The organism is Pseudomonas sp. RIT-PI-o (assembly GCF_001297215.1).
Taxonomy (GTDB): Bacteria; Pseudomonadota; Gammaproteobacteria; order Pseudomonadales; family Pseudomonadaceae; genus Aquipseudomonas; species Aquipseudomonas moraviensis_A.
Genome location: NZ_LHPA01000026.1, coordinates 1 through 19,949, shown reverse-complemented (window position 1 = coordinate 19,949; position 19,949 = coordinate 1). Strand labels below are relative to the sequence as shown.

The window sequence follows — 19,949 nt, the reverse complement described above, 5'->3', positions numbered from 1 at the left end:
TCAGCCGATGATCAGAACAGCTTCATCTTCGGCGCTTCTTCTTTCAGCGGTTCGTTCTGCGCGGTCTGCGCATTCCAGCCACCGCCCAAGGCCTTGTACAGGTTGACCGCACTGGTCAGCTGCGCGAGGCGGTCGGTGATCAGTGCCTGTTGCGCGCTGAACAACTGACGCTGGGCATCGAGAAAGGTCAGGTTGCTGTCGACGCCGATGCGGTAGCGACGTTCGGCCAGGCGGTAGTAATCCTGGTTGGCCTGAACGAAGTCACGCTGCGCTTGCAACTGCTCGGTGTAGGTCTGGCGTGCAGCGAGGCCGTCGGCGACTTCCTGGAAGGCTGTCTGAATCGACTTCTCGTAATTCGCCACGCCAATGTCCTTCTGGATCTTGGCGTAGTCGAGGCTGGCGCGCAGGCTGCCGGCGTTGAAGATCGGCAGGTTGATCTGCGGCTGGAACAGCCACGTCCCCGAGCCACCCTTGAACAGGCCGGACAGATCCGGGCTCAGGCTACCCGCGTTGGCGGTCAGGCTGATGCTCGGGAAAAACGCTGCACGGGCCGCGCCGATGTTGGCGTTGGCCGCCTTCAGGTTGTACTCGGCCTGCAGAATGTCCGGACGACGTTGCAGCAGATCCGAAGGCAGACCGGCCGGCACGTCGCTGAGCAGGTCGTCGGCCAGCGGTTTGGCCGCTTGCAGATTGGCCGGAATACCGGTGCCGAGCAGCAGGGTCAGGCTGTTTTCGTCCTGCGCGACCTGGCGGGTATAACGCGCCAATTGTGCCCGGGCGTTTTCCACGGAAGTGCGCGACTGCGCCAGATCCAGCGCCGAAGCCACACCGACTTCGTTGCTGCGGCTGGTCAGCTTGTAGCTTTCTTCGAAGGCACCGAGGGTGTCCTGAGTCAGCTTGAGCAGTTCCTTGTCCGCCTGCCAGGTGAGGTAAGCATTGGCGACGTTGGCCACCAGACTGATCTGCGTGCTGCGACGTGCTTCTTCAGTGGCGAAGTATTGTTGCAGCGCTTGCTCGCTCAGGCTGCGCACTCGACCGAACAGGTCGAGTTCGTAGGCGCTGACCCCGACCGTGGCCGAGTAGGAGCTGCTGATAGTCGACTCGCCGGTCTGCGAGGCACGGGCCGGCAGACGCTGGCGGCTGCCGGCGGCAGTGGCCGACACCGCCGGGAACAGGTCGGCGCGCTGGATGCGGTACTGCGCCGCGTAAGCGTCGATGTTCAGCGCCGCGACACGCAGGTCGCGGTTGTTTTCCAGGGCGACCTGGATCAGCTGTTGCAGGGCAGGGTCATGGAAAAACTGCTTCCAGCCCTGTTCGGCCGCGGCTTGCGCCGGAGCCTGGGCCGGCGAATACGCCGGCCCCTGCGGGTACTGGCCTGCGACCGGAGCCTCAGGCTGCTGATAGTCAGGTATCAGCGAGCAACCGCTCAGCACGAAGGCGGCGACTGCGATGGAGAGTAGCGACTTGCTCATTGGCCAGCCTCTTTAGGAGTTTCAGTAGTCTCATCCGCGTCGGTCTTTTTGCGCTGACCGATCGACGACACAGTAACGAAGAACAGTGGGACCCAGAAGATCGCCAGGATCGTGGCCGTGAGCATACCGCCAATCACGCCGGTACCGATCGCATGTTGACTGCCTGAACCGGCGCCGGTGGAAATCGCCAGCGGTACCACGCCGAGGACGAAGGCCAGCGAGGTCATGATGATCGGGCGCAGACGCATGCGGCAGGCTTCGATTGCCGCTTCACGCAGGGTGCGTCCCTGTTCATGCAGTTCCTTGGCGAATTCGACGATCAGAATGGCGTTTTTAGCCGCCAGACCGATGGTCGTCAACAGGCCTACCTGGAAGTACACGTCGTTGGACAGACCGCGCAGACTGGTCGCCATCAGTGCACCGATGATCCCCAGCGGTACCACGAGCATGACCGCGATCGGAATCGACCAGCTTTCATACAGCGCCGCCAGACACAGGAACACCATCAGCAGCGACAGGGCGTACAGCGCTGGCGCTTGCGAGCCGGACAGACGTTCCTCGTAGGACAGACCGGTCCAGGAGATACCGACACCGGACGGCAGCTTCTTGGCAATCGCTTCGACTTCGGCCATCGCTTCACCGGTGGAGTAGCCCGGCGCCGGAGCCCCGAGGACCTCGACCGCTTCCACACCGTTGTAGCGCGCCAGTTTCGGCGAACCGTAGACCCACTCGCCCTTGGCGAATGCCGAGAACGGAACCATGGTGCCTTCGGCGTTGCGCACGTACCACTTCTTCAGGTCTTCCGGGCTCATGCGCGAGTCCGGTTGGCCCTGCACGTAGACTTTCTTCACCCGACCACGGTCGATGAAGTCGTTGACGTAGCTACTGCCCAGCGCGATCGACAGGGTGTTGTTGATGTCGCTGATGGTGATGCCGAGGGCACTGGCCTTCTCGTCATCGATTTCCAGCTGGAACTGCGGCTCATCGTTCAGGCCGTTCGGACGCACCTGGGTCAGCACCTTGCTTTGCGCCGCCATGCCGAGGAACTGGTTACGCGCTTCCATCAGTTTTTCGTGACCGATACCGGCACGGTCCTGCAGGAACACGTCGAAACCGGTGGCGTTACCCAATTCCAGAACCGCTGGCGGGGCGAAGGCAAACACCATCGCGTCGCGGAAGCTGAAGAAGTGTTGCTGGGCACGCGCAGCGAGATTGAACACGCTGTTATCGGCGTTACGTTCGCCCCACGGCTTGAGCATGATGAACGCCATACCCGAGCTCTGCCCACGGCCAGCGAAGTTGAAGCCGGTCACGGTGAACACCGAAGCCACCGCGTCGGCCTCACCGCCGTCCTTGTTGGGACGCAGCAGGTACTCACGCATTTCGTCCACGACCACTTGTGTGCGCTGGGCACTGGAACCGGCCGGGGTCTGCACCTGAGCGAACAGAACGCCCTGGTCTTCTTCCGGCAGGAACGCGGTCGGGATGCGGGTGAACAGCCAGATCATGCCGACCACGATCAGCAGATAGGCCAGCAGATACGGCGCCTTGCGGGTCAGCATGTTGCCGACGCCGCGCTCGTAGCTGCGTACGCCACGGTCGAAGTTGCGGTTGAACCAGCCGAAGAAACCTTTCTTCGGGGTACCGTGCTCGCCTTTCGGAATCGGCTTGAGCATGGTCGCGCACAGCGCCGGAGTGAAGATCAGGGCAACCAGTACCGACAGGGCCATGGCTGACACGATGGTGATCGAGAACTGCTTGTAGATCACACCGGTGGAGCCGCTGAAGAATGCCATCGGCAGCAGTACCGCCGAGAGCACGAGGGCGATACCCACCAGCGCGCCCTGGATCTGGCCCATGGACTTCTTCGTCGCTTCCTTCGGTGACAAGCCTTCTTCGCTCATCACCCGCTCGACGTTTTCCACCACGACGATGGCGTCGTCCACCAGCAGACCGATGGCCAGCACCATGCCGAACATGGTCAGGGTGTTGATGCTGAAGCCGGCGGCGGCGAGGATGCCGAACGTACCGAGCAGTACCACTGGCACGGTCATCGTGGTGATGACGGTGGCGCGGAAGTTCTGCAGGAACAGGAACATCACCAGGAACACCAGCGCGATCGCTTCGACCAGCGTGTGCACCACGCCTTTGATCGACTCGGTCACCACCGGGGTGGTGTCGTACGGGAACACCACTTCCATGCCTTGCGGGAAGAACGGCTTGAGGCTGTCGATGGTGTTGCGCAGTGCTTTGGCGGTGTCGAGGGCGTTGGCGCCGTTGGCCAGTTTCACCGCCAGACCGGACGCCGGGCTGCCGTTGAACTGGGCGCTGATCGCGTAGTTCTCACCGCCAAGACCGACTTCAGCGACGTCTTTGAGGCGAACCTGCGAGCCGTCCTTGTTGACCTTGAGGAGGATTTCCTTGAACTGCTCGGCGGTCTGCAGACGGGTCTTGCCGATGATCGTCGCGTTCAGTTGCTGGCCCTGCACGGCAGGCAAGCCACCGAGCTGACCGGACGAAACCTGAACGTTCTGCGCGGCAATGGCGTTTTTCACGTCGACCGGGGTCAGGTTGAAGTTGTTCAACTTGGCCGGGTCGAGCCAGATACGCATCGCGTACTGCGCACCGAAGACCTGGAAGTCACCGACCCCGGCGGTCCGCGAGATCGGGTCCTGCATGTTCGACACGATGTAGTTGGACAGGTCGTCCTTGGTCATGCTGCCGTCACGCGACACCACGCCGATCACCAGCAGGAAGTTCTTCACTGCCTTGGTCACGCGGATACCCTGTTGCTGCACTTCCTGCGGCAGCAGCGGGGTGGCCAGATTCAGCTTGTTCTGGACCTGAACCTGCGCGGTGTCGGAGTTGGTGCCTTGCTCGAAGGTCGCGGTGATGGTCATGCTGCCGTCGGAGTTACTTTCCGACGACACATAACGCAGGTTGTCGATACCGTTGAGCTGTTGCTCGATGACCTGGACCACGGTGTCCTGCACGGTTTGTGCGGACGCACCTGGGTAGGTCACCTGGATCGCAATGGCCGGTGGCGCAATGCTCGGGTATTGGTTGATCGGCAATTTCAGGATCGAAAGTGCCCCGACCAGCATGATCACCAGGGCGATCACCCAGGCGAAAATCGGACGGTCGATGAAGAATTTTGACATGGGTTACTCCCCTTTGCCGCCGGCGGCTTTGTCAGCTGCCTGTGCGGGGGCCGGGTTCTTGGTGCCGACGTTAGTCGCCTCGGTCGCTTTGACCTCGACGCCCGGTTTGACGTACTGCAGGCCTTCGGTGATCAGACGATCGCCGGCTTTCAGGCCGTCTTCGATCAGCCACTGGCTGCCGACGGTGCGGCTGGCCTTGAGCTGACGCAGCTCGACCTTGTTGTCAGCGCCGACCACCAGTGCCGTCGGGGTGCCTTTGAGGTCGCGGGTCACGCCTTGCTGCGGCGCGAGAATCGCTGCGCTGTTGACGCCGGCCTGCAGCTGGGCGTGAACGAACATGCCTGGCAGCAGGGTGTGATCCGGGTTCGGGAACACCGCGCGCAGGGTCACCGAGCCAGTGGTCTGGTCAACCGAGACTTCGGAGAATTCCAGCTTGCCGTCGAGCTTGTACTGGCTGCCGTCTTCCAGGGTCAGCTTGACTGCCGCGGCGTTGTCGCCGGCCTTCTGCAGACGACCGCTTTCCAGTTCGCGGCGCAGCTCCAGCAGTTCCACCGACGACTGGGTGACGTCGACGTAGATCGGATCGAGCTGCTGAATTACCGCCATCGCATCGGCCTGACCATTGCTGACCAGTGCGCCTTCGGTCACCGAAGAACGGCCAATGCGGCCGGAGATCGGCGCATAGACCTTGGTGTAACGCACGTTGATCTGCGCGCTCTGAAGGGACGCTTCCGATTGCAAGCGGTTGGCCAGCGCAGTGTCGTATTCCTGACGGCTGACGGCCTGCTCATCGACCAGTTGCTTGTAGCGGTCGGAGATCGACTTGGTCGAACGCAGCTCGGCTTCGGCGCTTTTCAGCGTCGCTTCATAGACCGACGGATCGATCTGATACAGCTGCTGGCCGGCCTTGACGTCGGCGCCTTCCTTGAACAGACGCTTGAGAATGATGCCGTTGACCTGCGGCCGGACTTCGGCGATGCGGAACGCACTGGTGCGGCCCGGCAGCTCGGAGGTGAGGGTAAAGGCTTGTGGTTGCAGAGTGACGACGCCGACCTGAGGGGGCGGAGCGGCAGGGGCCGCTTCTTCCTTTTTACATCCGCTGAGCAGCGATGCCAGGGCGACGGCAGTGACCAGAGCGGTAACAGCTGGCTTGAATTGCATGAAGATCCTCGGGTCAGGCGCGCAAGAAGCGCACAAGAAGTGTGAAAGAGTAAAAATCGGGCACCGGGTGGATAAGTAGCTTGCTAAGTAATATACTTACGTTCATGGTTGTTTGTAAACACCTGCGCCGCGTATCCACCCTGTTACAAAAGTCGTCGCAAGGTTTGAAATTGTAGGCCGGGGAGTCGATTCACGAGAGATCGCCCCCTCTTTATTCAGCGGATATTCAGCCATCCCTGAAACATCCTGTTTGAGGTTTTACTGCCATGGTCCGTCGTACCAAAGAGGAAGCTCAGGAAACCCGCAGCCAGATTCTGGAAGCGGCCGAGAAAGCCTTCTATGAAAGGGGGGTTGCCCGCACCACCCTGGCGGACATCGCGACCCTCGCCGGCGTGACGCGTGGCGCCATCTACTGGCATTTCAGCAACAAGGCCGATCTGGTCCAGGCCATGCTCGACAGCCTGCACGAACCGCTGGATGAACTGGCCAAGGCCAGTGAAAGCGAAGACGAGCCAGACCCGCTGGGCTGCATGCGGCAGTTGCTGATTCATTTGTTTCATCAAGTTGCACTGGACCCGAAAACCCGGCGCATCAACGAAATTCTGTTTCATAAGTGCGAGTTCACCGATGAAATGTGCGATCTGCGCCAGCAGCGCCGGACGGCCAGTCTCGATTGCAACCTGCGCATCGGCCTGACCCTGCGTAATGCGGTGAATCGCGGCCAGTTGCCGGAAGATCTCGACACTGCCCGCGCGGCCATCAGCATTCATGCCTACATCGACGGCCTGCTGTACGGCTGGCTGCTGGCCCCGGACAGCTTCGAATTGCACGCCGAGGCTGAACGCTGGGTCGACACCGGGCTGGACATGCTGCGCCTGAGCCCGAGCCTGCGCAAATGAAACAAAATGCGCAATTGCCCGGGGAGATGTCAATCAGCCGCCATGGCTGATGATCGCGGCGGGGAGTTTAAACGCAGCGAGCCGTGCATTTTGTAGGGAAATTGTGTAGCTCTTGTGAAACCGTGTTTCGCCGCTTTCCCCTCACCCTAGCCCTCTCCCAGAGGGAGAGGGGACCGACCGGGCTGCTCTTACAAGATACGCCGACCTGGAATATCTCCGCCGAACTCAGGTTCTGAAAGCTCTGCAAATCGGCTCCCTCTCCCTCGGGAGAGGGCTGGGGTGAGGGGCTACGCGTCGTGCCACGCAACAAATCTGAAGCCGAACAACAAAAAGCCCCTGACTCTCACGAGTCAGGGGCTTTCTTATTTCTGCGCTACAGCGTGATTACAACGTCGGATAGTCGATATAACCCACCGGACCCTTGCCATAGAAAGTTTCCGGATGCGGCTCGTTCAACGGCGCATCAGCCTGCAAACGGGCGGGCAGATCCGGGTTGGCAATGAACGGCACGCCGAACGCCACCGCGTCAGCCTTACCGCTGGCCAGCCACTCGTTGGCGCTTTCCTTGGTGAATTTTTCGTTGGCGATGTACGGGCCGCCAAAGGCTTCTTTCAGTTGCGGGCCGAGGCTGTCGGCGCCTTCTTTTTCCCGTGAGCAGATGAACGCGATGCCGCGCTTGCCCAGTTCACGAGCGACATAGGTGAAGGTCTCCGCGAGGTTGTCATCGCCCATGTCGTGGGAGTCGGCACGCGGTGCCAGGTGCACACCAACGCGGCCGGCGCCCCAGACGTCGATCGCGGCATCGGTTACTTCCAGCAAGAGGCGCGCACGGTTTTCCAGCGAGCCACCGTACTGATCGGTGCGCTGGTTGGTGCTGCTTTGCAGGAACTGGTCGAGCAGGTAACCGTTGGCGCCATGGATTTCCACGCCGTCGAAACCGGCGGCCTTGGCGTTTTCGGCACCGGTGCGGTAGGCGTCGACGATGTCGGCGATTTCAGCGGTTTCCAGGGCGCGCGGGGTTGGGTAGTCGGCCAGTGGGCGCACCAGGCTGACGTGGCCCTTTGGCTGGATGGCGCTTGGTGCCACCGGCGCTTCACCGTTCAAGTACGAAGGGTGAGAGATGCGGCCAACGTGCCACAGTTGCAGGAAGATCTTGCCGCCGGCAGCGTGAATCGCCTTGGTCACATTGGCCCAGCCACGCACTTGATCGTTGGACCAGATGCCCGGGGTGTCCGGGTAGCCAACGCCCATCGGCGTTACCGAAGTGGCTTCGCTGAGGATCAGGCCGGCCGAGGCGCGTTGCACGTAGTATTCGGCCATCAGCGCGTTCGGCACACGACCTTCGTCGGCGCGGCAGCGGGTCAGCGGGGCCATGATGATGCGGTTGTTCAGCTCGATGTCGCCAAGTTTGATCGGGTCGAAAATAGTCGCCATGTCTAAAAGTCTCTCTTGATAAGGAAGTTGATCAGTGGGAAGCAGCGGCCAGCTCGGCATTGCCGTTCTGGCGGAAAGTAATCAGGGTCACCAGCAGGGCCAGTACGGCGAGTGCGGCGGCGGCCAGTGGCACGCTGGTCAGGCCGTAGCCGTGGGCGATGACGCTGCCGCCGACCCAGGCGCCGAGGGCGTTGCCGACGTTGAAGGCGCCGATGTTCAGGGTCGAGACCAGATTTGGCGCAGCCTTGCCGAAGGTCACCACGTTGACTTGCAGCGCCGGCACAGCGGCGAAACAGGCGGTGGCCCAGAGGAACAAGGTGATCTCGGTCGGGATCAGCGCAACGCTGGTCCAGCTCAGCACCGTGGAAACCACGGCCATGCTGATGAACACGCCGATCAGCGTGGCGGCCATGCCTTTGTCGGCGAGTTTGCCGCCGATGATGTTGCCGACGGTCAGGCCCAGACCGATGAGCATCAGCGTCCAGGTCACGCCACGCGGCGACACGCCGGTAACTTCGCCGAGCAGTGGGGCGACATAGGTGAACAGGGTGAACACCGAGGCGGCGAACAGTGCGGTCATGCTCAGCGACAGCCAGATGCCGGCGCCCTTGAGCGCGGCGAGTTCAGCGCGCATGTCGAGTTTCTCTTCATCACGCTTGGCCGGCAGGAAGCGGATCAGGCCGATCAGCGCGATCACCCCGATGACGGTCACCGCCCAGAAGGTCGAACGCCAGCCGGCTTCCTGACCCAATGCGGTGCCCAGCGGCACGCCCAACACGTTGGCCAGGGTCAGACCGGTGAACATCAACGCCACCGCCGAGGCACGTTTGTTCGGCGCGACCAGACCGGCGGCCACCACTGAACCGATGCCGAAGAACGCACCGTGACACAGCGCCGTGACCACCCGGGCAAACATCAGCACGTTGTAGTCGCTGGCGATGGCGCAGAGCAGGTTGCCGACAATAAAGATGCCCATCAACGCCACCAGCGCGGCCTTGCGCGGCAGCTTCGCGGTGGCCAGCGCCATGAACGGTGCACCGATTGCCACGCCCAGGGCGTAACCGGTGACCAGCCAGCCGGCACCGGGAATCGACACGCCGAGGTCCGCCGCCACGTCGGGCAGCAGGCCCATGATGACAAACTCGGTGGTGCCGATGGCGAAGGCGCTCAGGGCGAGGATGAGGAGCGAAAGGGGCATGCAGGTTTCCTTGTCGGCTGGCTGACGTTAAGGGTCAGAGCTCTTTACTGAGGGTGCTGAGAAACGCCTGGATGACGTCCTCGTTACGTTTGAAGAAATGCCACTGCCCGGCCTTTTGGCTGCTGATCAGCCCGGCCCGTTGCAGGGTCGCCAGGTGTGCCGACACAGTCGATTGCGACAGGCCGCAACGCTGATCGATCTGCCCGGCGCAAATCCCGTATTCGTGGTTGTGCAACTGCTCGGGGAATTCGTTTTTCGGGTCTTTCAGCCAGTTGAGGATGTCTCGCCGTACTGGGTGCGCCAGGGCTTTTATTATTTCGTCGAGGTCGAGGTTCATGGCGTGGGCTCGTGGGGGCAGTGGCGATATATCGCGATGGAGCGAACTTTAAATCGTTGGATCGCGATATACCAATATGAAAACGGTCTGAGCATCTTGTAAATCGCTATATCGGGTTATAACGATACAAGGGTGCTGAATGTTCGAACCCAGTGCTAAGCTGCGCCCATGAACTATCTCGCGCATTTGCATCTCGGCGGCCAGCGCCCCGGTCAGTTACTCGGCAGCCTGTATGGCGACTTCGTCAAAGGTCGCCTGCAGGGCCAGTTCGACCCGGAGGTTGAAGCGGCGATTGCGCTGCATCGGCGCATCGACGTGTTCACTGATCGCCATCCGCTGGTGGACACTGCCTTGGGGCGGTTTACCGAAACGCGGCGGCGCTACGCCGGGATCGTCCTCGATGTGTTTTTCGATCACTGCCTGGCGCGGGACTGGCGTTTGTATGCCGATCAACCGCTGGAACAGTTCACCGCAGACGTCTATCGGGTGCTGTCCCGCGAACGGCAATTGCCGGAACGGCTGGCGAAGATCGCGCCGCACATGGTTGCCAATGACTGGCTGGGTTCGTATCGCGAATTTGCCGTGCTGGAGCAGGTCCTGCGGGGGATCTCGCGGCGGTTGACGAGGCCTGAAGAGTTGGCGGGAGCGATGCAGGAGTTGCGACGATTGTATGAGCCGCTCAGCGAAGACTTCAGCCTGTTCTACCCGCAGCTGCAGGATTTTGCCCGGCACGCCAGACCACCGAAAATCTAATGTAGGAGTGAGCCTGCTCGCGATGGCGGTCTGTCAGTTCATGCAAATGTGACTGACAGACCGCCATCGCGAGCAGGCTCACTCCTACAATGGAAATGTATTTCAGGCAGCAATTGCCGGGCGCATTGGCGATTGTCGGCTTTGCGGGATCGATCCAAACAACACCTTCTGCACCGCCTGCTGCGCTTCGAACGCCAGCGCCGCGCGCTCGCGGCCCTGACAGGCAATCGGCTTGAGCAGATGCACTTCGACATCGCCGCAGTCATGGCTGAACAGGCGCATCAGATGCGAGAGCAAATCATCGTCGCCAATGAACGGCGCCAGCGTGTCGATTTTGCCCTCGCGCAGATAACGGATCGCCACCGGTTGCAGCATCACCTGCGAATCGATCGCCGCCGACAGCAGGCGACCATGGAACGTGCGCAGCGAACGGCCGTCGGTGGTAGTGCCTTCAGGGAACATCAGCAGTGAATGTTCGGTTTGCAAATGACGGGTCATCTGTTTGCGGATCAACTGGCTGTCGCCCGAACCACGGCGGATGAACAGACTGCCGGCCTTGGCCGCGAGCCAACCGGCCACCGGCCAGGTGCGCACTTCGGCCTTGGACAGAAACGACAGCGGCGTGAGCATGCCCAGCAGCGGAATATCGGTCCACGACACGTGATTGCTGACCCACAGCATCGGCTGTTTCGGCAGCTCACCGTGCACGCTCACGCGAAAGGGCAGAGCGTTGCTCAGCCGCGCCATGAAGAAACGCGACCAGCGCTGGCGCCGCTCCATCGAATGGGCCAGACCGATGCGCTCGAACACGCCGAAGACGCTGGCCATGGTCAATCCCAGCGTCACCACCAGCAGCACTCGCGCGATTCGCGCGTACACCCGCAACCGGCTCATCACACCGCCGCCTTGAAGTGCCTGGCGTAGCGCGGGCAGAGTTCGTCGCGCTTGAGCAGGATGAACACGTCGGCGACCTGGAAGTCTTCGTCCCAGCACGGCTCGCCGCAGATCTTCGCACCGAGGCGCATGTAAGCCTTGAGCAGCGGCGGCATTTCGGCGATGACGTTGGAGGGGATATCCAGCGTCGGCAGCGGATTTTTCGGCTCGGCCCGCAGGGGTTCGGTGCACAGATAACGTTCGCGCAAACGCTGCATGATTGCGTGGGCCTGAATGCCGCCGTCCTGCATCGGAATGCTCGCGCAACCCATCAGATAGCTGTAGCCGCCCTGATTGAGTACTTCGGCCAACTCGCCCCAGAGCACGGCGATGGTGCCGCCGTTGCGGTACGCCGGGTCGACGCAGGTGCGGCCGATTTCCAGGATCGGACCTTGCAGATGCGCGAGCCCATGCAGGCTGAATTCTTCTTCGCTGTAGAACTTGCCGAGGCTGCTGGCGGCGGTGTGATCGAGCAAACGCGTGGTTGCGACCAGACGCCCGGTGTTCAGATCACGCACGCCGATGTGGCTGCAGTGAACATCATAATCATCCATGTCCAGACCCAGTTCCGCGCCTTTCAATTTGGCGTTGAACTCGCCGCTGAAGACGGCGAAGCGCAGGGCCTGGGCTTGCTGCAAGGCTTCGGCGCCGACCAGGCGTTCGGCTTGCAGGCGGCGTTCATTGCCGGTGTCGCTGATGCGGGCGATTTGCGTCATGTGAATCTCCGTACGGGCCTTTAACCCGTCGTGGGTTGCAGCCGATCGACTTTCTTTATGCAGCCGTGTTGTGCAAAGTCAGGCTATGTAGCCCCGGTGTCATCGCCATGAACGTTCGGTGATGCTTATATGACAGCCCACAAGGAGGCGCCCGTGCCCTGGACAGAACTGCTGCACCGCCGTGAACGCCTGCCCGCCGCTGCTGATCTGGCCGAAGGTTTTGCAACGTTGTCGCAGGCGCTGGGCAACGTCACGCCGTTCGAATTGGCGGTGGCCGGCGGGGGCGAGGGCGAAGCGCTTGGCCAAGGCTCTTGCATCGGCCTGACTGGCCTCATCGCGAGCAGGCTCACTCCTACAGTTGATCGCGTTTGTTCAGTTGGAATGCGATCAAACTGTAGGAGTGAGCCTGCTCGCGATAGCAATATACGAAACGCCACCAACCTGTCATGAACCCCGCCTAATCTCAGCAGACCAACCCCAGAGCCTCAACCATGTTCAAAGGCCTGTCCCTGTTCCTGCTGCTGATCAGCCTCACCGCTCACGCCGAACAATGGCCGAATGAGCAATGGCCAATCGGCTCGCCGATCGCGGGCCCCGCCGTCGAGGCACTGGAAAGTTACGCCTTCCCGCCCCGCAACGACGCCACTCGCGAAGGCATCCGCACCGACGCCTTGTTGATCATCCGCGACGGCCAGATCGTCTACGAACGCTACGCCGGCCCGACCACCGACCAGACCCCACATTTGACCTGGTCGATCAGCAAAAGCCTGCTGGCTACGGTGCTCGGTGTGGCCTACGGCGAAGGCCGGTTCAAACTCGACGACCCGGCCCTGAAGTTCTACCCGGCGCTGGAAAAACACCCGGCGATCAGCCTCGGCCATCTGCTCAACTGGGCGTCCGGTCTGGATTGGCAGGAAGACTACGAATACGCCCCGCTGAAATCTTCGGTGGTAGCGATGCTCTACACCCGGGGCCATCGCGACATGGCGGCATTCACTGCGAACCACGACGCTTATGCCGCACCGGGTCAGGCTTTCCGTTATTCCAGCGGCGACAGCAATCTGCTCGCCGCCGCGCTGAAAACTATCGTGGGGCCGCAGCGTTATGCCGACTATCCGTGGACAGCACTGTTCGAACCCTTGGGCATCCGCCATGCCGTGTGGGAAAGCGATGCCCGCGGCACCTTTGTCGCCTCGTCCTATGCTTATCTCACTGCACGGGATCTGGCGCGGGTCGGCCTGCTGATGGCGCGCGGCGGGCGCTGGAACGATCGGCAGTTGCTGCCCGAGGATTGGCTCGCGTTCAACCTCACACCGTTTGCCGGCTACAAGGCGCATCAGGACGAAGCCGTGCCGGGCGGCCATTGGTGGCTCAATCGTCCTGTCGATGGCGCAGCATCACCGTGGCCCGACGCCCCGCCCGACACCTTCGCCGCCCTCGGCCACTGGGGCCAGGCGCTGTACGTGATGCCCAGCCGGAAGCTGGTGATCGTGCGTTACGGCGATGACCGCGATGGCAGCTACCGGCACAACGAACTGCTCAAACGCGTGTTGCAGGCGGTGCGGCCATGAAGCGTTTTTTGCTGGTGCTGCTGTTGTTACTGCTCGGCTGGGGCTGGTATGAACGCGAGAATCTCTGGGCGTTTGCGGACATCATCAGCGCCTATACCGCCAAGGAATATTGTTCGTGCCGGTATGTGATGAACAACGATGCCGGGTATTGCCGCGGGTATGTGAAGCAGTGGCTGCCAACCAGCGGTTTTACCGATGACGCTTCGAGCAAAACCATTACCGTCAGCGGCATGGGCCGCAGCAACAGTGCGCAATGGCTGAGCGAACGCCAGGGCTGTCGCCTGAATCCCTGACCACAGCCGATCCCCTTGTAGGAGTGAGCCTGCTCGCGAAAGCGGTCTGACATTTAAAAAAGATGTCGACTGATATTCCGTCATCGCGAGCAGGCTCACTCCTACAGGATTTCACCAGCCAATCAATCAGTGGTGATCTCCAGTTTGCAATAACCGTGGAGGCGGTTAAGGTTCGTGCAGGTTTATCACCCCCCACGAGTGTTCAATGTTCAACCGCTCCCTCTATACAGTCTTCGCCAGCCTGCTGTTGACCGCCGCTGCACTGCCGGCCCAGGCCAATTGGTATCTGGACGGCGAATCGTCGCGGCTGTCGTTCGTCAGCACCAAAAATGCCAGCGTGTCGGAAGTGCAGCGCTTTCTGGTGCTGCACGGCAAGGTCGATCCCAACGGTCGCGCCGAAGTCGAAGTCGAGCTCGAATCGATCAACAGTGGCATTCCCTTGCGTGATGAACGCATGCGCAAAGAGCTGTTCCAGATCGAGCAATTCTCCGCAGCGACCATCACCACGCAGATCGACCTGCGCCCGATCAACGATCTGGCCCCCGGCGCGCAGCTGGAATTACGCCTGCCGCTGACCGTCAGCCTGCACGGCAAGCAGCACGAATACCCGGCCGAGTTGCTCGCCACGCGTCTCGATGATCGACGCTTTCAGGTGGTGACCCTGGAGCCGCTGGTGATCAACGCCGAGGATTTCGATCTGGCGCCGGGCCTGGAAAACCTGCGCAAACTCGCCGACCTGTCGGCCATCAGTCTGTCGGTGCCGGTGGGTGCGGTGCTGATCTTCACGGCGCGCTGACATGCGCGGTGCGGTGTTCCCCTGGCGTGACGGCAACCGTTTCGAACTGTTGATCGACGGCCCGCAATTCTTTCCGCGCATGCTCGAGCACATTGCCCTCGCCAAAGAGCAGATCGAACTCGAGCTGTATCTGGTCGAGGCCGGCGCCTGCGCCGAAGCCATCGTCCAGGCTCTGGTCGCGGCGGCCGAGCGCGGTGTGCGCGTCCGGTGCCTGTTCGATGATTACGGCAGTCTCGCGTTTACCCTGACACTGCGTCAGCGCCTGACCCAGGCGGGCGTCGAGCTGCGTTTCTACAATCGCCTGAGCTGGCGGCGCTGGGTCGGCAACTTCTACCGCGATCACCGTAAATTGCTGCTGGTCGATCAATGCCTCGCGGTGGTCGGCGGCACGGGCGTGACCGATGAATTCTGGACGCCGGGCCATGATGTCAGCGAGTGGCACGAAGTCATGGTCGAGATCAGTGGCCCGTTGGTGCTCGATTGGCAATTGCTGTTTGATCGGCAGTGGATTGCCAACCGTTACCGCCGCGCCTGGCGCCCGGCCGCGCATTTCGGGTTACCGCGCCTGCCGCGTGTGCCGGACAAGGGCGAGGGGATGGGCCGCGTCGCTTATGCCGACGCCCGTCAGCACCGCGACATCCTGCAATCACTGTTCCGCGCCTTGAACAGCGGCCAGCAACGCATCTGGATGGCCACGCCGTACTTTCTGCCAACCTGGCAAATCCGCCGCTCCCTGCGCAAAGCCGCGGCACGCGGTGTCGATGTGCGTCTGTTGCTGACCGGGCCGCGGACTGATCACCCTTCGGTGCGCTACGCCGGGCATCGCTACTACCCGCGCCTGCTCAAGGCCGGGGTGCAGATCTTCGAATACCAGCCGTGCTTCCTGCACCTGAAAATGGTTCTGGTGGACGATTGGGTGAGCATCGGCTCGTGCAACTTCGATCACTGGAATCTGCGTTTCAATCTGGAGGCGAATCTGGAGGCACTGGATCCGGCGCTGACGGCAGCGGTGGAGGCGAGCTTTGTGAAGGACTTCGGCTTGAGTCAGTTGGTGAGCCTGGAGCAATGGCAGCGCCGGCCGTTGTGGCGGCGGGTGAAGCAGCGGGTGTGGGGCTGGGTGGATCGGTTGGTGGTGAATATTCTCGATAGACGCGGTTGAAGCAAGATCAAAAGATCGCAGCCTTCGGCAGCTCCTACAATGGCAGGGTGTACACCCTGTAGGAGCTGCCGAAGGCTGCGATCTTTTGCTTTCATGGGTTACAGCAATTCAAAGCTCTGCTGCGTCACCGCCTGCGAATCCAGGCCGATCTGTACGTTGAACTTGCCAGGCTCGGCTGCGTATTTGAGCTGGGCGTTGTAGAACTTCAGGTCGTCCTCGGTGATGGTGAAGTGCACGACTTTCTGTTCGCCGGCCTTGAGCATGATCTTCTGGAAGTTCTTCAGTTCTTTCACCGGGCGGATCATCGAGCCGGTGACGTCCTGGATGTACAACTGCACCACGGTTTCGCCATCACGCTTGCCGGTGTTCTTGACCATGACGCTGGCGTCGAGCTTGCCAGTAGCGTTCAGCGTGGTCGACGACAGCGCCATGTCGCTCAGGGCAAACGTGGTGTAGCTCAGGCCATAACCGAAGGGAAACAACGGGCCGGTGGTGTCATCGAAGTACTGCGAGGTGTAATTGCCCGGTTTGCCCGGCGTGAACGGCCGGCCGATGCTCAGGTGGTTGTAGTAGGTCGGGATCTGGCCCACGGAGCGCGGGAAAGTGACCGGCAGTTTGCCCGACGGGTTGTAGTCGCCGAACAGCACGTCGGCGATGGCGTTGCCGCCCTCGGTGCCGCTGAACCAGGTTTCCAGAATCGCGTCGGCCGACTGGTTCTCTTCGAGAATCGTCAGTGGACGGCCGTTCATCAACACCAGCACCAGCGGTTTGCCAGTGGCTTTCAGCGCGCGGATCAATTCGCGCTGGGTTTCCGGGATGTTCAGGTCAGTGCGGCTCGAGGATTCGTGGGACATGCCACGGGACTCACCGACAGCCGCGACGATCACGTCAGCATCCTTCGCCGCTTTCAGCGCTTCGTCGATCAGCACATTGGCCGGGCGCGGGTCATCGACCACTTCCGGGGCGTCGAAGTTGAGGAAGTTGAGGTAATCGAGGACCTTCTTGTCGCCTGTGATGTTGGCGCCACGGGCGTAGATCAGGTTGGCCTTGTCGCCAATCACTGAACTCATACCATCGAACAGCGTGACCGATTGCGCCGGACGCCCGGCGGCGGCCCAACTGCCCATCATGTCGATCGGCGCCTTGGCCAGCGGGCCGACCAGGGCGATTTTCGCGTCTTTCTTCAGCGGCAGGGTTTCGTTCTGATTCTTCAGCAGCACCAGACTGCGACGCGCCACCTCACGGGCCTCGGCGCGGTGCAGGCGGTTTTCGGCGTAGGTGTCGGCCGGGTCATCTGCAGCCTTGCCGATGCGCAGGTACGGATCCTTGAACAGGCCCATGTCGTACTTGGCCGCGAGCACTTCGCGCACGGCGTTGTCGATGTCTTTCTGTTCGATTTCGCCGGACTTGAGCAGCCCCGGCAGCTCTTTGCCGTAGAGGGTGTCGTTCATGCTCATGTCGATGCCGGCCTTGATCGCCAGCTTCGCCGCTTCACGACCGTCGCGGGCGACGCCGTGCTTGATCAGTTCGAAGATCGCGCCGTGGTCGCTGACCGCCAGGCCCTTGAAGCCCCAATCCTTGCGCAGCAGATCGTTCATCAGCCAGGTGTTGGCCGTGGCCGGAATGCCGTTGATCGAGTTCAACGCCACCATCACACCGCCAGCACCGGCATCGATCGCCGCGCGGTAGGGCGGCAGGTAATCCTGGTACATCTTCACCGGGCTCATGTCGACGGTGTTGTAGTCGCGCCCGCCCTCGACCGCGCCGTACAGGGCGAAGTGCTTGACGCTGGCCATGATGCTGTCGGCGGCGCTCGGGGTTTCGCCCTGATATGCCTTGACCATGACTTTGGCGATGCGCGAAGTCAGGTAGGTGTCTTCACCGAAACCTTCGGAACTGCGGCCCCAGCGCGGGTCGCGGGAGATATCGACCATCGGCGCAAAGGTGATGTCGAGACTGTCAGCGGCGGCTTCTTTCGCCGCAACCCGACCGGACTGGCCGATGGCGTCCATGTCCCAGCTCGACGCGAGGGCCAGCGGAATCGGGAAAATCGTACGGTGACCGTGGATCACGTCGTACGCGAAAAACATCGGGATCTTCAGGCGACTGCGCATGGCAGCGTCCTGCATCGGACGGTTTTCCGCGCGGGTGATCGAGTTGAAGGTGCCGCCGATGTTGCCGGCGGCGATCTCCTTGCGGATCAGCTCGCGGGGCATTTCCGGGCCGATGCTGATCAGGCGCAACTGGCCGATCTTCTCGTCGAGGGTCATTTGTTTCATCAGGTTGCTGATGAAAGCGTCCTTGTTCTCCAGGGGTACCGGGGTCGTGGCGGCCAGTACCTGATGACTGGCCAGGCTGACGAACAGACCCAGCAAACACAGCTTCTTCATGAATTTTTTCTCAAGGGCCCAAACGGTGAGGCAACACCGGCCAGCCAAAATGTAGGGAGCGACTATTGTTGTTCGGGTACCGGCCCAAAACCCTGAGCCGGAAAACCGCAGCCGACCGCGGCAATGTGAACACGAAGGGCACTTTTTAGCCGATTAACCCGTCGCATGCCAGTGGCGGCGCCGATTATGCCCCAACCGCTGGCCGGGAATGCCCAGCGCTCGGTTTTTAAATCAAATGTGTCATGGAGCATCACTGCAATGAATATCAGCCCAACCTCTCGTTCACGGCTACAGATCGCCACGTTGCTGGTGTTCGCCACGCTGTTGACCGCGTGCGGCATCAACAATATCCCGACCCTCGATGAACAGGCGAAAGCCGCCTGGGGCCAGGTGCAGAACCAGTACCAGCGCCGCGCCGACCTGATTCCCAATCTGGTGGAAACCGTGAAGGGCTACGCGGCCCACGAACAGGAAACCCTGACTGCAGTGATCGAGGCACGGGCCAAGGCAACCTCGATTCAGGTCGATGCCAGCACCCTCGACAATCCCGAGAAGCTCAAGCAGTTCCAGCAGGCGCAGGATCAACTGACCGGCGCGTTGAGTCGTCTGATGGTGGTCTCCGAGCGCTACCCGGATCTGAAGGCCAACCAGAATTTCCTCGCCTTGCAATCGCAACTTGAAGGCACGGAAAACCGGATTGCCGTGGCGCGTCGCGATTTCATTCTGGCGGTGCAGAAATACAACACCGAGATCCGTACCTTCCCCGGTCGCCTGTGGCATAGCGTGATGTACAGCGATCTGCCGATGCGCGAAACCTTCGAAGCCACCACGCCCGGCGCGGAAAAGGCCCCGGAAGTGAAATTCTGATTCGAGGTTGCCCATGCGTGTGTTGAAACTGGGCCTGGTGCTGATGCTGTGGCTGTTCGCCGTCAGCGCCCGGGCCGAATTGACGTTTCCGCCGCTGAGCGGACGCGTGGTCGATCAGGCACAAATGCTCGAGCCAACGGTGCGCGCGCAACTCAGCCAGCAATTGCAGGCGCACGAACAGGCCACTGGCGAGCAATTGGTGGTGGTCACGCTGCCGGACCTGCAGGGCACGACCATCGAGGATTTCGGCGTTCAGCTCGGTCGGCACTGGGGCATCGGCCAGAAGGACAAGAACAACGGTGCGCTGCTGATCGTCGCCCGTGACGAGCGCAAACTGCGCATCGAAGTCGGCTATGGCCTGGAAGATCGCCTGACCGATGCGCAGTCGTCGGTGATCATCCATCAGGTCATCACCCCGGCGTTCAAGACCGGCAACTTCAGCAAAGGCATCAGCGATGGCGTTGCGGCGATGCTGGTGGTATTGGGCGGCAATCCGCTCGATGAGCCGTCCACCGTGTACGAATCCAGCGGCGACCCGGCGGATGATTTCATCTCGCGGCATCCGGCGCTGTTCATGTTTCTGGTGATGTTGTTCATCCTGACGGTGTTTGTCTGCCAGATGCTCGGTATCCTGCCTGCCGGTCGGGGCGGCTCCGGAGGAGGGGGCGGTTTCGGCGGCGGCGGCTCGTCCGGCGGCTGGGGAGGTCGAAAGGATAATGGGCCGGCCCCTTTCGGCCCGGGCTTACTGACTGCACACGAACAACGCAAAGTCGTCGTGGCCCCTGCCCGCGCCGAACGCGCCAACGAAC

General features: G+C 61.5%; 17 protein-coding genes and 1 pseudogene. 9 read left to right on the top strand and 9 right to left on the bottom strand.

The window, feature by feature from the left end; genetic code table 11:
* Window positions 1–11: 11 nt before the first annotated feature.
* From emhC to emhA, 3 genes are read right to left on the bottom strand one after another with little or no spacing between them, the layout of a single operon-like run.
* Window positions 12–1,472 carry an efflux RND transporter outer membrane subunit EmhC gene (gene emhC, locus AEQ63_RS16970; protein ID WP_042608184.1) on the bottom strand — a complete coding sequence of 487 codons (1,461 nt, stop codon included), beginning with the start codon at window positions 1,470–1,472 and terminating at the stop codon, window positions 12–14.
* A complete protein-coding gene (emhB, locus tag AEQ63_RS16965) occupies window positions 1,469–4,633 on the bottom strand; it encodes an efflux RND transporter permease subunit EmhB (protein WP_039762672.1) in 3,165 nt (1,054 codons plus the stop codon). Before emhB ends, emhC begins: the two co-directional genes overlap by 4 nt.
* A 3-nt stretch (window positions 4,634–4,636) precedes the next feature.
* The gene (emhA, locus tag AEQ63_RS16960) at window positions 4,637–5,794 is read right to left on the bottom strand and encodes an efflux RND transporter periplasmic adaptor subunit EmhA (RefSeq protein WP_016771331.1); all 1,158 of its coding nucleotides are present in this window, start codon (window positions 5,792–5,794) and stop codon (window positions 4,637–4,639) included.
* A gap of 266 nt (window positions 5,795–6,060) precedes the next feature.
* Here emhA and emhR point away from each other — a divergent pair, with 266 nt between their 5' ends.
* Window positions 6,061–6,693 (top strand): efflux system transcriptional repressor EmhR, encoded by a 633-nt coding sequence (gene emhR / locus AEQ63_RS16955; RefSeq protein WP_016771330.1) that lies wholly within the window; start codon window positions 6,061–6,063, stop codon window positions 6,691–6,693.
* Between the two features lie 384 nt (window positions 6,694–7,077).
* Here the strand turns inward: emhR and AEQ63_RS16950 are convergent, their stop codons facing one another.
* From AEQ63_RS16950 to AEQ63_RS16940, 3 genes are read right to left on the bottom strand one after another with little or no spacing between them, the layout of a single operon-like run.
* Window positions 7,078–8,127: an alkene reductase gene (locus AEQ63_RS16950; protein WP_064364181.1), complete on the bottom strand. Its 1,050-nt coding sequence runs from the start codon at window positions 8,125–8,127 to the stop codon at window positions 7,078–7,080.
* A gap of 31 nt (window positions 8,128–8,158) precedes the next feature.
* Window positions 8,159–9,325, bottom strand: a complete 1,167-nt coding sequence (locus AEQ63_RS16945; protein WP_064364180.1) for an MFS transporter — start codon at window positions 9,323–9,325, stop codon at window positions 8,159–8,161.
* A gap of 34 nt (window positions 9,326–9,359) precedes the next feature.
* Complete coding sequence (locus AEQ63_RS16940; RefSeq protein ID WP_007917068.1) at window positions 9,360–9,662, bottom strand: ArsR/SmtB family transcription factor; 303 nt, start codon at window positions 9,660–9,662, stop codon at window positions 9,360–9,362.
* 168 nt (window positions 9,663–9,830) lie between these two features.
* Between AEQ63_RS16940 and AEQ63_RS16935 the strand changes: the two genes are divergently transcribed.
* Window positions 9,831–10,415: an acyl carrier protein phosphodiesterase gene (locus tag AEQ63_RS16935; protein WP_064364179.1), complete on the top strand. Its 585-nt coding sequence runs from the start codon at window positions 9,831–9,833 to the stop codon at window positions 10,413–10,415.
* A 102-nt stretch (window positions 10,416–10,517) separates the two neighbouring features.
* On the opposite strand, the gene AEQ63_RS16930 is transcribed toward AEQ63_RS16935, so the two are convergent.
* Both AEQ63_RS16930 and olsB read right to left on the bottom strand, forming a co-directional pair.
* Complete coding sequence (locus tag AEQ63_RS16930) at window positions 10,518–11,309, bottom strand: lysophospholipid acyltransferase family protein (protein WP_064364178.1); 792 nt, start codon at window positions 11,307–11,309, stop codon at window positions 10,518–10,520.
* On the bottom strand, window positions 11,309–12,064 hold the full coding sequence (olsB, locus tag AEQ63_RS16925) for an L-ornithine N(alpha)-acyltransferase (RefSeq protein WP_064364177.1): 756 nt from the start codon (window positions 12,062–12,064) through the stop codon (window positions 11,309–11,311). Before olsB ends, AEQ63_RS16930 begins: the two co-directional genes overlap by 1 nt.
* 153 nt (window positions 12,065–12,217) lie before the next feature.
* Between olsB and AEQ63_RS28225 the strand changes: the two are divergent.
* The 5 genes and pseudogenes from AEQ63_RS28225 to AEQ63_RS16905 all read left to right on the top strand — a co-directional run.
* Window positions 12,218–12,350, top strand: a pseudogene (locus AEQ63_RS28225) (acyl-CoA dehydrogenase); the annotation flags it as partial.
* Window positions 12,351–12,555: 205 nt separating this feature from the next.
* Window positions 12,556–13,635, top strand: coding sequence for a serine hydrolase domain-containing protein (locus AEQ63_RS16920; RefSeq protein WP_064364176.1), 1,080 nt, complete (start codon window positions 12,556–12,558; stop codon window positions 13,633–13,635).
* A complete protein-coding gene (locus tag AEQ63_RS16915) occupies window positions 13,632–13,928 on the top strand; it encodes a hypothetical protein (RefSeq protein ID WP_064364175.1) in 297 nt (98 codons plus the stop codon). The genes AEQ63_RS16920 and AEQ63_RS16915 overlap by 4 nt, the downstream gene beginning before the upstream one ends.
* A 205-nt stretch (window positions 13,929–14,133) precedes the next feature.
* Window positions 14,134–14,724: a YceI family protein gene (locus AEQ63_RS16910; protein WP_064364174.1), complete on the top strand. Its 591-nt coding sequence runs from the start codon at window positions 14,134–14,136 to the stop codon at window positions 14,722–14,724.
* A gap of 1 nt (window position 14,725) precedes the next feature.
* A complete protein-coding gene (locus tag AEQ63_RS16905; protein ID WP_042608175.1) occupies window positions 14,726–15,883 on the top strand; it encodes a phospholipase D-like domain-containing protein in 1,158 nt (385 codons plus the stop codon).
* Window positions 15,884–15,981: 98 nt separating this feature from the next.
* Here AEQ63_RS16905 and bglX read toward each other — a convergent pair whose 3' ends face one another.
* The gene (bglX, locus tag AEQ63_RS16900) at window positions 15,982–18,273 is read right to left on the bottom strand and encodes a beta-glucosidase BglX (protein WP_042608174.1); all 2,292 of its coding nucleotides are present in this window, start codon (window positions 18,271–18,273) and stop codon (window positions 15,982–15,984) included.
* Between the two features lie 258 nt (window positions 18,274–18,531).
* Here bglX and AEQ63_RS16895 point away from each other — a divergent pair, with 258 nt between their 5' ends.
* Together AEQ63_RS16895 and AEQ63_RS16890 are read left to right on the top strand one after the other, a co-directional pair.
* A complete protein-coding gene (locus tag AEQ63_RS16895; protein ID WP_042608173.1) occupies window positions 18,532–19,140 on the top strand; it encodes a LemA family protein in 609 nt (202 codons plus the stop codon).
* A gap of 13 nt (window positions 19,141–19,153) precedes the next feature.
* A partial coding sequence (locus AEQ63_RS16890) for a TPM domain-containing protein (RefSeq protein WP_236705271.1) occupies window positions 19,154–19,949 on the top strand: 796 nt, incomplete at its 3' end.

Coding starts and splice junctions, on each gene's coding strand:
- emhC (WP_042608184.1), bottom strand. CDS start 1,472: ATGAGCAAGTCGCTACTCTCCATCGCAGTCGCCGCCTTCGTGCTGAGC.
- emhB (WP_039762672.1), bottom strand. CDS start 4,633: ATGTCAAAATTCTTCATCGACCGTCCGATTTTCGCCTGGGTGATCGCC.
- emhA (WP_016771331.1), bottom strand. CDS start 5,794: ATGCAATTCAAGCCAGCTGTTACCGCTCTGGTCACTGCCGTCGCCCTG.
- emhR (WP_016771330.1), top strand. CDS start 6,061: ATGGTCCGTCGTACCAAAGAGGAAGCTCAGGAAACCCGCAGCCAGATT.
- AEQ63_RS16950 (WP_064364181.1), bottom strand. CDS start 8,127: ATGGCGACTATTTTCGACCCGATCAAACTTGGCGACATCGAGCTGAAC.
- AEQ63_RS16945 (WP_064364180.1), bottom strand. CDS start 9,325: ATGCCCCTTTCGCTCCTCATCCTCGCCCTGAGCGCCTTCGCCATCGGC.
- AEQ63_RS16940 (WP_007917068.1), bottom strand. CDS start 9,662: ATGAACCTCGACCTCGACGAAATAATAAAAGCCCTGGCGCACCCAGTA.
- AEQ63_RS16935 (WP_064364179.1), top strand. CDS start 9,831: ATGAACTATCTCGCGCATTTGCATCTCGGCGGCCAGCGCCCCGGTCAG.
- AEQ63_RS16930 (WP_064364178.1), bottom strand. CDS start 11,309: ATGAGCCGGTTGCGGGTGTACGCGCGAATCGCGCGAGTGCTGCTGGTG.
- olsB (WP_064364177.1), bottom strand. CDS start 12,064: ATGACGCAAATCGCCCGCATCAGCGACACCGGCAATGAACGCCGCCTG.
- AEQ63_RS16920 (WP_064364176.1), top strand. CDS start 12,556: ATGTTCAAAGGCCTGTCCCTGTTCCTGCTGCTGATCAGCCTCACCGCT.
- AEQ63_RS16915 (WP_064364175.1), top strand. CDS start 13,632: ATGAAGCGTTTTTTGCTGGTGCTGCTGTTGTTACTGCTCGGCTGGGGC.
- AEQ63_RS16910 (WP_064364174.1), top strand. CDS start 14,134: ATGTTCAACCGCTCCCTCTATACAGTCTTCGCCAGCCTGCTGTTGACC.
- AEQ63_RS16905 (WP_042608175.1), top strand. CDS start 14,726: ATGCGCGGTGCGGTGTTCCCCTGGCGTGACGGCAACCGTTTCGAACTG.
- bglX (WP_042608174.1), bottom strand. CDS start 18,273: ATGAAGAAGCTGTGTTTGCTGGGTCTGTTCGTCAGCCTGGCCAGTCAT.
- AEQ63_RS16895 (WP_042608173.1), top strand. CDS start 18,532: ATGAATATCAGCCCAACCTCTCGTTCACGGCTACAGATCGCCACGTTG.